This window comes from Aldersonia kunmingensis, assembly GCF_001646865.1.
GTDB lineage: Bacteria > Actinomycetota > Actinomycetes > Mycobacteriales > Mycobacteriaceae > Aldersonia > Aldersonia kunmingensis.
This window is the reverse complement of the sequence record NZ_LRRB01000327.1, coordinates 1-12,179: the sequence shown is the minus strand read 5'-3', so window position 1 is coordinate 12,179 and position 12,179 is coordinate 1. Positions and strand designations below refer to the sequence as shown.

General features: G+C 63.7%; 12 protein-coding genes. 10 read left to right on the top strand and 2 right to left on the bottom strand.

The annotated features are described in order from the left end of the window. From A8G08_RS26260 to nikE, 5 genes are all read left to right on the top strand, one after another. On the top strand, positions 1-1,168 hold a 1,168-nt coding region (locus A8G08_RS26260; protein WP_068280986.1), incomplete at its 5' end, for an NtaA/DmoA family FMN-dependent monooxygenase. A 193-nt stretch (positions 1,169-1,361) separates the two neighbouring features. Further along, positions 1,362-2,960, top strand: coding sequence for an ABC transporter substrate-binding protein (locus A8G08_RS26255; RefSeq protein WP_068280996.1), 1,599 nt, complete (start codon positions 1,362-1,364; stop codon positions 2,958-2,960). Between the two features lie 33 nt (positions 2,961-2,993). Beyond that, positions 2,994-3,962 (top strand): ABC transporter permease, encoded by a 969-nt coding sequence (locus A8G08_RS26250; protein ID WP_068280984.1) that lies wholly within the window; start codon positions 2,994-2,996, stop codon positions 3,960-3,962. Beyond that, positions 3,959-4,834, top strand: a complete 876-nt coding sequence (locus A8G08_RS26245; RefSeq protein WP_084436892.1) for an ABC transporter permease — start codon at positions 3,959-3,961, stop codon at positions 4,832-4,834. The genes A8G08_RS26250 and A8G08_RS26245 overlap by 4 nt, the downstream gene beginning before the upstream one ends. A 37-nt stretch (positions 4,835-4,871) precedes the next feature. After that, entirely contained in the window at positions 4,872-6,494 is a 1,623-nt protein-coding gene (gene nikE / locus A8G08_RS26240) for a nickel ABC transporter ATP-binding protein NikE (RefSeq protein WP_068280981.1), read from the top strand. 12 nt (positions 6,495-6,506) lie between these two features. Here the strand turns inward: nikE and A8G08_RS26235 are convergent, their stop codons facing one another. Beyond that, a complete protein-coding gene (locus tag A8G08_RS26235; protein ID WP_068280978.1) occupies positions 6,507-7,223 on the bottom strand; it encodes a helix-turn-helix transcriptional regulator in 717 nt (238 codons plus the stop codon). Between the two features lie 124 nt (positions 7,224-7,347). On the opposite strand from A8G08_RS26235, the gene A8G08_RS26230 reads away from it, so the two are divergent. Then, positions 7,348-7,863 carry a DUF2231 domain-containing protein gene (locus tag A8G08_RS26230; protein ID WP_068280977.1) on the top strand — a complete coding sequence of 172 codons (516 nt, stop codon included), beginning with the start codon at positions 7,348-7,350 and terminating at the stop codon, positions 7,861-7,863. Between the two features lie 36 nt (positions 7,864-7,899). Beyond that, a complete protein-coding gene (locus A8G08_RS26225; protein WP_068280976.1) occupies positions 7,900-8,370 on the top strand; it encodes a hypothetical protein in 471 nt (156 codons plus the stop codon). Between the two features lie 25 nt (positions 8,371-8,395). Here the strand turns inward: A8G08_RS26225 and A8G08_RS26220 are convergent, their stop codons facing one another. Continuing rightward, on the bottom strand, positions 8,396-9,076 hold the full coding sequence (locus A8G08_RS26220; protein ID WP_068280990.1) for a TetR/AcrR family transcriptional regulator: 681 nt from the start codon (positions 9,074-9,076) through the stop codon (positions 8,396-8,398). Positions 9,077-9,243: 167 nt separating this feature from the next. On the opposite strand from A8G08_RS26220, the gene A8G08_RS26215 reads away from it, so the two are divergent. The 3 genes from A8G08_RS26215 to A8G08_RS26205 form a co-directional block, all read left to right on the top strand. Continuing rightward, complete coding sequence (locus A8G08_RS26215) at positions 9,244-10,467, top strand: oxygenase MpaB family protein (protein ID WP_068280989.1); 1,224 nt, start codon at positions 9,244-9,246, stop codon at positions 10,465-10,467. A gap of 33 nt (positions 10,468-10,500) precedes the next feature. Further along, entirely contained in the window at positions 10,501-11,187 is a 687-nt protein-coding gene (locus A8G08_RS26210) for a VOC family protein (protein WP_068280975.1), read from the top strand. A gap of 71 nt (positions 11,188-11,258) precedes the next feature. Further along, positions 11,259-12,179: 4-hydroxybenzoate 3-monooxygenase (locus tag A8G08_RS26205; RefSeq protein ID WP_281182188.1), on the top strand; the 921-nt coding region annotated here is incomplete at its 3' end.

The following is a 12,179-nucleotide window of genomic DNA, read 5'->3' as shown; positions in this document are numbered from 1 at the left end:
GCTGTCCGAACGAGGGCTGTTCGACGGGCTGTTCGTTGCCAACACCCCTGCCATTCCAGACAACGATTGGGCCTACCTGTTCTCGCCCCTCGAACCGGTCACATTGCTCTCCGCGCTCGCACCGCTCACGCGGCACATCGGCCTGATTGCCACTATCTCGTCTTCCTTTACCCACCCATACAACATCGCGCGACAGGTCGCCACGCTCGATCACCTCAGTAGGGGCCGGGCGGGAGTCAATATCGTCACCACTGGTTCGGAAGCCGCGGGACAAAATTTCGGCTTCGACGCGCTCGAACCGCACGAGCAGCGATACGACCGAGCCGACGAATATATCGATGTGCTGTTTCAGCTGTGGGACAGTTGGGCGGAGGATGCGATCATCCTCGACCGTGCCGCTGGCGTGCAGGTGAATCGGAACTCCGTCGTGCCGATCGAGCATCGGGGCAAGCACTTCGCGGTGCGCGGGCCGCTCGATATTCCACGACCGCCCCAGGGCCGTCCATTGCTGTTCCAGTCGGGCGCGTCCGAGCGGGGCAAGCGCCTCGCGGCCAAGTACGCCGATGCCGTCTACTCGGTCGCGCAGGACCTTCAGCACGCCATAAACTTTCGCAGTTCGTTGCACGTCATGCAGCGTGCCGGTGGATCGAGGCGGCCTCGGGTCAAGGTGCTGCCCGGCCTCATTCCGATCGTTGGGAGTACGCAGCGCGAGGCCGAACTCCTTCACGAGGAGATCAGCTCCTTGAATCCACCGGAGCGCGGGATAGCGGCACTGGAACAACGACTCGAGATCGATCTGGCGGGAATTGCCCTCGACGCGCCATTCCCGGTCGACCGGCTGCCGGACCTCGCCGAGGTCGAGGGAAGCGTGAGCACGCACGAATCCATCCGTCGTTTCGTCACCGGGCCGGACGTCACGCTCCGACATGTGCTCAGGCTGACCGATGCCGGTAACAGCCACCTCCGGTTCGTGGGCACACCGGAACTCGTCGCGGACCGGATCGAGGAATGGTTCGTCGGGGGCGGCGCCGACGGATTCAATATCAACCCCGCGATCACGCTGTCCGGACTCACGGATTTCGTCGAGCACGTGGTGCCACTGCTGCAAAAGAAGGGCATCTACAAACTCGACTATGCCGACACAGATCTGCGGACCGCATTCGGTTGAGCGGCCCCGCCAGCCACCCGGCTTACTTCACAGTCGGGTTTCGGTCATAGCGAGGTAATTCATTGAGCGTCAGCTCGATCGAGCCTTAGCTTGACGCAAAGCATGTGGGCCGCGGGGTGCACGCATGGGTTTCCGAAATTCGAATTCGAACGTTCGCCTGCAGAGCAACGTTTCGCAGCACAGTGAGGAATTCATGTCAGGAGTCAAAAAGGTCGTCGCCGCCCTCCTCACGGCGGGCGTGCTGGCCGGCTGCTCGCAGGGTGGCACCACCGCATCGAGCGGCCCTACCGGTGAGCCTCAGCGCGGCGGCACCGTCGTCTACTCCGACGTCATGTACGTGCAGGATGCGCTGAGTAGCTTCTACTCGACGGGCAACCTTCTGCTGCAGGTTGTCGACCGGCTGGTCTATATCGACCCGACCAACGGGGAGGTGACGCCATGGCTTGCGAAGGAATTCGCGCACAACGCTGACGCGACGCAGTACACGTTCACGATCCGGGACGGTGTGACCTTCAGCGACGGCACGCCGCTGAACGCCGACGCGGTCAAGGCAAACCTTGATCAGGTTGCGCTCGGTGACCCGAGTAAGAAGATCCCGCCCTTTAGCGACTTCGTGGGATACGACCGCAGCGAGGTCTCCGGCAACACCGTGACGGTGTTCCTGAACAAGCCCAACGCCAACCTCTACCGGGTTATCTCCGGCGGTCGCGCCGGGATCCGGGGTCTCTCGACGCTCGCCCGTGACTACGACGGTCAGTCGAGGATCGAGAACGTGATCGGCTCGGGGGCCTTCATCTACGAGTCGCATGTGCCCGACCAGAAGGTGGTGCTGAAGCGGCGGGGCGACTATGCCTGGGCCCCAGCGGTTTCCCCGAACCAGGGCGCGGCCTACGTGGACAAGCTCGAGATCCGCGCCATCGGCGAACCGGGCTTGCGCGCCGGCGCGGTGCAGTCCGGCCAGGTTGACGTCGCACGTGGCATTCAGCCGACCGACGAGGCCAGCCTCGCCGCGGCGGGCAAGCAGGTCATCCCCGTGCCTGCGCCGTTGCTGACCACCAACATTGCTGCGGTGCGAATCGGAAACGACCAAGTAAGCGATGTGCGGGTGCGCCGTGCCCTGCAGTTGGGAATCGACCGCGACGCGCTCGTATCGACGGTTCTCTCCGACAGTTACCAGCGCGCGGATTCGGTTCTCAACCACGATGATCCGGCCTACACCGACGTCAGCGGGGAGATCGCGTACAACCCGGAGGAAGCCAAGCGACTGCTCGACGAGGCCGGATGGAAGGTCGGTGCGGACGGTATTCGCGAGAAGGACGGCAAGAAGCTCGAGCTGAGCATCTCCGCATCCGTGCAGAGCGTCGTCATCCGGCCGGCCTTCGAATTCATCGAATCCCAGTGGCGTGAACTCGGTGTGAAGCTCATCAACAACGCCGGTGACACCACCGCGTACAACATTGCGTTCGCCGATCCGTCCAAGCCGTTGCTGGGCACCCGGACCTATTACAACGTCGGTCTGGCACTGCTCTTCGGCCGCGAGAAGAACACCATGACCTTTGTTGCCGACAACGAGCTGATCGCGCTGTCCGCCGAAGAACTCTCGGCGACCGATCCCGAGAAGCGCAATGAAGTGTTGGCGAAGGTCCAGGAGGACATCATCGCCAAGCATCTCGCGCTGGTGCTGTGGGACGAGGTCCAGGTGCATTCGGCCTCGCCGGACGTGCACGTCGACTTCACCAATCTCACCGAACCGCTGTTCCAGAGCGCTTGGAAGGTTTCGAGCGCCTCCTAGGCGAACGGTGACGGGGACAGTGAGGCAGGGGCGATGATCAGGTACGCGTTGTCGAGAATCGGGCAGTCGCTACTCGTGCTGGTGTTGGCCTTCACGGTGGTGTTCTGGGCGGTAAGTGTGCTGCCCTCCGACCCGGCCACGATCTTCGTGGCCAAGGGGGATGGCTACTTCAACCCGGAGGTTGTCGAGCAGGTCAAGCAGTTCTACGGGTACGACAAGCCGCTGCTGGAGCAGTACTTCGGGCAGATGGTCCAAGTGGCGAGCGGAAATTTCGGTTTCTCGCTGTCGAGCGGCCAAGCGACGCTCGATCGCATCAGCGGAGTCATCGGTGAGACACTGAAACTCGCCACGACCGCAACGGTATTCGCGATCGCCATCTCGATCGGCATCGTGCTGCTCGCCACCACGAACCGGTCGAGCCGGCTGCGCAAGGTGATCCTCAACATCCCGCCGCTGTTCAGCTCGGTGCCGACGTTCTGGCTCGGACTGGTTATCCTGCAGATCTTTTCGGTCCAGCTGGGGCTGTTCTCACTGTTTCCCGACGGGTCGGTGGCGTCTTTCGTCATACCCGCGCTCGTTCTGGCCGTCCCGCTCTCGGCTCCGATCGCACAGGTGCTGCTCAAGAACGCCGAGGACACTATGCGGTTGCCGCATATCGCAACGGCGCGTGCAAAGGGCGGTACGCCGGGATGGGTGGTCCGCAAGCACGTCCTCAAGAACGCGGCGGGTCCGGCTCTCACGGTGACCGCAACCACGCTGGGTGCACTACTCGGCGGTTCGGTGGTCACCGAGACGGTGTTCTCGCGGTCCGGGCTCGGCTCCGTACTCATGGATGCGGTTGCCACACAGGATATTTCGCTCCTGCAAGGACTGGTGCTACTGACCACCGTGGTGATCGTGGGGATCAACCTCGCCGTCGATCTCATCTATCCGCTGCTCGATCCACGGGTGACGAAGGTGCAGAGCAACGGTTTCAACACGCGACTGGGCAGGTTCAAATGAGCGATTCGACAACGTTGCCGCACATCACCGCGCCGGCCGAGAATTCCGTTCGGTCGCATCTACTCGGCCGGCTGCGGGGGCTTTCGCTGCCAGTCGTGTTGTCGGCGGCATTGCTGCTGTTGGTCGTGATCTGGACGTTTGCCCCCGGGTTGTTCACCTCATTCGACCCGCTCACCGGCAACCACGTCGAGAAGTTCCAGCCGCCGAGCTGGGAACATTGGTTCGGCACAGATCATCTCGGCCGCGACGTGCTGGCCCGGGTGATCTATGGAACGTCGCAGACGGTCCTGACCGCGGGACTGGCGGTGGCAGTCGGATTGGTTGTCGGCAGCATCATCGGAGTCATCACCGGAGTCTCGGGGCCGGTCGTGGATGCGGTGGGAATGCGGATCAGCGACGTGCTGCTATCGCTACCGGGCTTCCTGGTGTCGATCTGGATCGTTACCGCGTACGGATCTGGACGGCTTTCGGTTGGCATTGGTGTCGGAATCGGTTCGATCGCTATCTTCGCGCGGGTGTTCCGGAGCGAGGTAATGCGTGTGCGCGCGCTCGATTATGTCGAGGCGGCGTTTCTTTCCGGCGCGAACCGGTGGTCGGTGATCCGAAGGCACATTCTGCCCAATACTGCGGGCTCGGTGATCGCGCTCGCCGTGATCGATTTGAGCGCAGCGATTCTCGCGATCGCCGCGCTCGGATACCTCGGCTACAGCGCGCCTCCGCCAACTCCGGAGTGGGGCCTTCTGGTTGCCGAGGGCCGCAACTATATCGCCACCGCCTGGTGGCTCACGACGCTCCCGGGAATCGTGATCCTCTTGGTGATCATTGCCCTCGGCGTAGTCAGCCGCCGACTGCTCGCGGCCAACAGAATCTGAACGGCGCTCACCGCCGACCGTCGGGAATGGAATCCAGATGTCCGAAACTCTGCTCGAAATCGAAGACCTCGCGGTCACCTACGGGGTGGGTGATGCCGCAAAGGTGGCCCTTGCGGATATCGATCTGATCCTCGAGTCCGGTCAGTTCACCGCAGTGGTCGGTGAATCCGGTTCCGGCAAGTCGACTCTCGCCAATACCGTTGTCGGACTACTTCCGGAATCGGCAACTGTGCAAGCGTCGGCGCTGCGGCTCGACGGTCGCAGCCTGCTCGGCCTGTCCGAGGGACAGTGGAGCGGGATTCGCGGCGATATCGTCGGGCTGGTCCCGCAGGATCCAGGTGCATCACTGAATCCGGTGCGTACGATCGGTTCTCAGCTTGCCGAGGTGTTCGAGCTGCAGAAGTTGAAGCTGAGTCGCAGTGAGGTACGTCGCCGCAGCATCGAACTGCTGCAGCAGGTCGAGATCGACAACCCGGAGCGGCGGCTGCGCCAGTATCCGGGCGAACTGTCGGGCGGCATGAAGCAACGAGTTTTGATTGCCATCGCGTTCGGACTCAACCCGAAGCTGCTGGTCGCCGATGAACCGACGTCGGCTCTCGACGTCACCGTTCAGAGTCAGGTACTGCGTGTCTTCGACCGTCTGGTGGCCGAGCATGGCACCACGGTGCTTTTCGTTACGCACGACATCGGCCTGGCGACCGACCATGCGTCACGCATCGTGGTGATGCGCGATGGCCGCGTGGTCGAGCAGGGTGACGTCGAATCCATTGTGACCGCACCGAAGTCCGATTACACGGCAACCCTCGTCGGCCGGGTCCACGCCACCACTCCGCCGCCGGCGCAGCGTTCGCACACCGAGTCCGCGGACGAAGTCGTGCGTGTTCACAACTTGGGCAAGGAGTTTCGCGTCAAGGGGCGGCAGAAGCACAAAGTTCTCGATGGAGTGGGTTTCACCGTCCGGCGGGGCGAGACGCTGGCGCTGGTCGGTGAATCCGGGTCAGGAAAATCCACGACAGCGAAGATCATCATCGGTCTGTCCTCCCCGAGCAGCGGCACCGTCGAAGTTCTGGGCAAGGATGTTGAACGTCTCGGGAACCGGGATCGGCGGGAGCATTGGCGGCGGGTCCAATTCGTTTATCAGAACCCAGATTCCGCACTGGACCCGCGCTGGTCGGTCGAGCGGATCCTCGAGGAACCGCTGCGCTCGTTCGGCATCGGGGCCGACGGGTCGCGCGCCAAGCGGATTGCCACGGCCCTTGACAACGTGAATCTGCCGGTGAGCACTCTGAGCAAGGTCGCCGCCGAACTGTCCGGTGGCCAGCGGCAGAGGGTGGCAATCGCGCGCGCGTTGGTTGTGGAGCCCGAAATCATCCTGCTCGACGAGCCACTGTCCGCGCTTGATGTCGTTACACAGGACCAGATCATTGGCCTGCTGACGGATCTGCAGCAGAGCCTGGGCCTGACCTACCTCTTCATCTCGCACGACCTTGCGGTCGTTCGGCAGATCTCCCACCGAGTCGCCGTACTGAAAGCCGGTCGCCTCGTTGATATCGGTGACACACAGTCGGTATTCGAGGATCCCACCTCCCAGTACACGCGAGATCTCATCGATGCCGTGCCGGGGCGCCGATTCCAGCGGTCGCTCCTTGTCGGCGTGTGACCTCGCGCCGCATCACGACGTTGCTGTGATGGCCCGAAGCTCGACACAGCATCGGCCCGTGGCCGGGGCCAGCGCCGCCTCTACCGTGGTTGCCTGCAGTCCCTCGATCAGCCCCTGCATGAACGTGTGGTTGAGGCGGCACACGAGTTCGGGCGCTGACTGGGCGATCGGGTGAAAGGGGCAGTTGCGCAACCGAATTACGCTCGAGTCGGTGCGTTCGGGCTCGAATCCGCAGCTGCTGAGTAACTCCCCGGCGACGGTCAACGCGCGCTCGCTGCCGAGCCGGCCGGGGCGGAGGCGCTCGCGTTCCGTGGTCGCTGCGGCGAGGCCGCGTTTGTGCGCTGCCCGTTCCGCGGCGGCCTTGGCGGAGCCGTGTTCGTCCTCGGTCAGGACCGCCTCGGTAAGGATGTCAGCGAGCACCGCATGCCGGCGTGCGGGGAGGCTGACCTGGACGTCGATATCGGCTGGCTCGTACATTTTCGGCCGACGCCCAACCCGCGCGGCGCCGGCGCGATGGAATCGGTAGCGCAGCAGACCCACATCGACCAGTTTGTCCAGGTGGAATGCGGCGAGCTTGCGTGAGATGCCCACCGCCTCCGCTGCGTCCTCGCGGCTCACCGGCCCGGGGGCGGTCTGCGCGTACCCGTACAGGCGGTAACGCAGATCCTCCGCCAGCGCGGCCACCGCCTGGATCGAGCCGTGTTCGTCGGGGCGGGCGAGGTCGGTCATTTGGTCAGAATATCGCCGATAGTGGTTAGTCAAACGGATTGTGGGTACGAATTTCCTGGAAAGCTTGACGTTCGCCGCGAAAAAGACCAACACTTGTTAGTGAAATAGCGGATGGAGAACGGCTATGGACCTCGAAGTGCGGCAGCACGGCAAACAGCCGGTCAGTACCGCCCTCGCGGGGCCGTATGGGCACCCGTTCCACCCGATCCTGGTCACCGTGCCGATCGGCGCGTGGGTTGGCAGCCTGGTCTTCGATGTGGCGTCGCACATCGTGGAGTCGCCGGGATTCCTCTATCAGGGCTCGCAGTGGCTGATCGCGATCGGCGTCGTGGGCGCGCTCGCCGCGGCCGCGGTGGGGTTCCTCGACCTGCTGTCCATCCCGGTCGGCACGCCGGCATTCCGCACCGCTTTGGTGCATATGAGCCTGAACCTGCTGGTTACCGCCGCATATATCGGGAACTTCCTCTGGCGCATCGGCGACTACGACAAACCGGCTGCGGTGGGTGCAGGCCCGCTGGTGCTGTCCGTGGTCGGCCTGGCCGCACTTGCGGTATCTGGCTACCTCGGCGGAAAACTTGCCTACCGCTATGGCGTCCGTGTGGCCGACGAGGCCGTGCAGTCCGAAGGGTTTCGGACGTGACCGTGTAATTCAACGCATTCGAAGAAGGTCGACATCATGGGTATCGCAGCATTGATTACCTGGATTCTCACGGCGCTGGGCGGGTCGCTGATGCTCGCCAAATGGGTACAGGGCGGTGGCCATCGCAAACCAAGCAGCACCAGGCTATCGCCTCCAATTATTTTGGGGCACTTTGCACTTGCGGCGGTTGGGCTGGTGCTGTGGATCATCTATCTGGCGGCGGACAGCAACCCGATCGGCTGGATCGCGTTCGTGTTGCTGGTTCCCGTCGCGCTGCTCGGCTTCGCCATGCTGATTCGGTGGATCCCCACCTATCAAGCGAGCCGCAATCCTGCCGCCGTCGGCGCCGGTTCCTACAGTCCCGGGCCTGATGGCCCGATGCCGGGCGAGGGTGCTGCCCCGCCCGAGCGTCATTTCCCTGTGGCGGTGGTGGGCGGCCACGGCGTACTCGCCGTCGTGACCGTCGTGCTGGTTCTGCTCACCAACCTGGGTATCGGCGGGAGCTGAGCAAGGGCGAATTTCGTTGCGGCAGTTACTTCGTTCCCCGCGGCTCCAGCATCGGAACGATGAATTGCCTTGCGATGGAGGCGAGTTGAGCATCGTCATGCATGTCCACACGCGGACTCGGGACGGTGAGGAATGACGCCGAGATACGCACCATCATCTCGGCAACCAATTCGATATCGATATCCGCCGAGACGTTGCCCGCTTCTTGCTCCTGCGCGAGCTGCCCAGCCACGAACTGCGTGACCGCAGCGAGGGTACGGCCGTGGTCGCTGATGAGTGTGCCGACGAAGAGACCCGGCTCGGATTCGAGCAGGCCACCGATCAGCGGATTGCCCGAGATTGCGCGCAGTGAGCCGACGAATCCGAGGACAACTCGATCGGCTGCGGTATCGGCCTCGTCGATATCGGTGAGGAACTGCAAGAAGTACCGGCGGAACTCCCGCAGCAGTACCTCTTCGACGAGCGCGTCCTTGCTTTCGAACTTGCGATAGACCGTGATGCGGGTGACCCCCGCGCGCTGTGCCACCTGGGCCACCGATGCCCGCTGGATTCCCCACTTGCAGAACACCTCGAAGGCGGCGTCGAGGATGCGCGTGCGGGTCGGGTCGATTGCGGTCTCGGTTGACTCGCTCGTACCCGCTCTGACGTCGCCGTATGCGCGCGCGAGCAGTGCTATCGGGTTGGCGGAAGCCGCGAGGGCTGGCACCTCATTCACGACTTCTCCTCCCCAAAAAGCGACAACGTCGAATCTTATGGACATCCGCCCAAAGCGGCTTGTGACTCGAGCCACATCATGCTATCTATGTTACATATGTACAGCGCTTGTCACATCGTTACATCCTGCACCCAGGCGGGCGGAAAGGGACCATGACCGTGGAGAGTCTCAGTAGGCGAAACGTATTACGAGCCGGTGGAGTTATCGGTGCGGCCGGTGCTGTCGCCGTGGCCACATCCGCGACACCGTGGACGTGGTCGCCGGCCGGCGCTGTGCCGGGAACCGGTAGTGGTGCCGACCCGCGTGGTGTGTGGGACGACGAGGCGGATCGGGTGGTCGCCGGGCTACTCGATCGCGGTCAGGTGCCGGCGGTCAACCAGCTTCTGCGTGGGTGGACCAAGAACGGACAGCCGCTGCCTCCCGGGCTGCCCAATGAACTCCGTGACTTCATGGAGCACGCTCGTCAGCTGCCGTCGTGGGCGGACCAGGGCAAGCTCGCGGATGCGGTGCTGTTCAACCAGAAACGCGGCACCTACCTCGGCGTCCTGTATGGCTTCGCGAGCGGGATGATGAGCACCGTCATTCCGAAGGAAGCGCGCGCCGTGTACTACTCCAAGGGCGGCGCGGACATGAAGGACCGCATCACGAAAACGGCGAAGCTCGGCTACGACATCGGCTCGCTGAACGCCTATCAGCCCGACGGCGAAATGATTGTCACGTGCGTCAAGACCCGGCTCGCGCATTCCGCAGTCCGGCACCTGCTTCCGCAGTCCCCGCACTGGATCAACGCAGCTGAAGAAGACAAGCCCATCAGCCAGGCTGACATCATGGTTACTTGGCACAGCCTGCCGACCACGGCCATGCGGAACCTGCAGCGGTGGAAGGTACCCATTCCCGCCAACGAGTCCGAGGGCTTCCTGCACTCGTGGCAGGTCAGTGCCGCCATGCTCGGTGTGGACGATCAGTACATTCCGAACTCCTGGGCCACGGCCGATTCGCAGGCGAAGCAGGTGCTCGATCCAATCCTGGCACCCACCCCCGAGGGCATCAAGCTCGCCGACATCCTCCTCGACCTCGGCTTCAACCTCGACCTGACGCTTCTCAGTCGCGGCGTCCTCGGCGCGCTGACCCGGTTCATGCTTGGCGATCAGGTCGCGGGCTGGCTCAACATCCCCCGCGAGCCGGTCTGGAGCCCGCTGCTCGAGACGGCATGGGGCCCGTATGTCGCAGTGCGGGAAGGGGCACTCGATCTCGGTGTGCCGAAGGAGGCGTACTGGCTGTTCGACGAGTTCCTCCGCCAGTTCGTGCTGCTCTACATGTCCGAACTGCGGCTGCCGATCAACATCGACATCCCCGTGTTCAACAACCCGCACTACCGCTGACACATCTCCACACGCGCGTGATTCGATCGTGGGGTGAGACAGGAACCGGCATCCCCGCATTCGCTCTCGATCGAACTCGTCGGTGACGACGTTCGTGCTTCACGTCAGGCGTACCGAGCCCTGCTCGGTACGCCTGACGTCGATTCGTTCACCGTCGACAACGCGGCAGTGCGGGTGGAGTCCGGCGAGGGCGATCGCGGACACCGCGTCGTGTTCGGCACCGACGACTACGAGGCCACGTCCCGATTGTGGCGGCGGCGCGGGCTGGCGCTCACCGAAGCGGCTGCCGGGCGCGCCCTCGCGGAGCGCGAACCGGTAGGCATCAGCGCTGGCGTAGAACGGCTTTCGCACGTCGGACCCGACATCACCGCGATCGACCATCTTGTGTTCGATGCACCAACCCGCGACGGCGCGGTCGCATTGTTCGGTGCCACGCTCGGGCTGGATTTCCGGCTCGAACAAGCGATTTTCGATGACGCGATTCAGCTGTTCTTCCGTGGTCCTGCGGTGGTGATCGAAGTCCTCGTCCGTCGCGATGCTCCGGAGCAAACGACGTTGTGGGGAATCGCGTGGCGCTCGGAGGATATCGACGCGACGCATGGCCGGTTGAACGACGAAGGGTTGGCGCTGAGTCCGATTCGGGATGGCCGCAAACCCGGCACCCGGGTGTTCTCGGTCAAGGAGACTGCCCTCGTCGTCCCGACGTTGGTGATCAGCTGAGCGGTGCCCCGAGCGCGAGGCATCGACAGCCGGGTCCCGCACCTCCTACCGTTCATGGCACGGATGGCTTCGTGGAGAGGCGGGCCCGGCTGAGTGAGTCGAACGAATCCACGCGCACGCAGGTTGCCATCGTCGGGGGCGGTCCCGCCGGATTGATGCTGTCGCACCTGCTGCACGTCGCGGGAATCGAGAGCATCGTCCTCGACAATCGCACGGTGGAGCAGATCGAAACCACCCATCGCGCAGGGATTCTCGAACGCGACAGTGCGCGGCTCCTGGTCGAATCGGGGGTTTCCGATCGCGTCCGCACCGAAGGGCACGAACACGAGGGCATCTCCCTGCGCTTCGAAGGTGTGAACCACCGCATCGATTTCCGGGAACTCGTCGGTGCGTCCGTCTGGCTCTATCCGCAGACCGAGGTCTTCATTGATTTACACCGGGCCCGCACCCGCGACGGCGGTGACCTCCGATACGGCATCGACGATACCGAGCTCACGGACGTGCGCGACGCGCCGGTGGTCCGCTACACCGGCGGCGGGGCGCGGCACGAGGTGACCGCCGATCTGGTGGTGGGCGCGGATGGATCGCACAGCATCTGCCGGGAACAAGTCGCCAACCCGCATCAGTATTTCCGCGAATACCCGTTTGCGTGGTTCGGCGTGTTGGTGCAGGCGCCGCCGAGTGCACCCGAGCTCGTTTACACCCGATCGCGGCAGGGATTCGCTCTGCTCAGTCAGCGCACCGCCACGGTGCAGCGCATGTACTTCCAGTGCGACCCCGCCGAGAACCCCGACGACTGGTCCGACGACCGGATCTGGGATGAGCTGCACGGTCGGTTATCCGGCCACGACGGGTTCCGGCTTCACGATGGGCCGGTGCTGGAACGCACGGTGCTTCCGTTCCGGAGTTTCGTGCAGGCACCCATGCGGCATGCTCGGCTGTTGCTGGCCGGTGATGCGGCGCATACGGTTCCGCCGACCGGTGCGAAGGGA

Bases quoted from the DNA above. Each gene is read 5' to 3' on its own strand.
- nikE (WP_068280981.1), top strand. From the start codon at position 4,872: ATGTCCGAAACTCTGCTCGAAATCGAAGACCTCGCGGTCACCTACGGG.
- A8G08_RS26230 (WP_068280977.1), top strand. From the start codon at position 7,348: ATGGACCTCGAAGTGCGGCAGCACGGCAAACAGCCGGTCAGTACCGCC.
- A8G08_RS26235 (WP_068280978.1), bottom strand. From the start codon at position 7,223: ATGACCGACCTCGCCCGCCCCGACGAACACGGCTCGATCCAGGCGGTG.
- A8G08_RS26250 (WP_068280984.1), top strand. From the start codon at position 2,994: ATGATCAGGTACGCGTTGTCGAGAATCGGGCAGTCGCTACTCGTGCTG.
- A8G08_RS26225 (WP_068280976.1), top strand. From the start codon at position 7,900: ATGGGTATCGCAGCATTGATTACCTGGATTCTCACGGCGCTGGGCGGG.
- A8G08_RS26245 (WP_084436892.1), top strand. From the start codon at position 3,959: ATGAGCGATTCGACAACGTTGCCGCACATCACCGCGCCGGCCGAGAAT.
- A8G08_RS26255 (WP_068280996.1), top strand. From the start codon at position 1,362: ATGTCAGGAGTCAAAAAGGTCGTCGCCGCCCTCCTCACGGCGGGCGTG.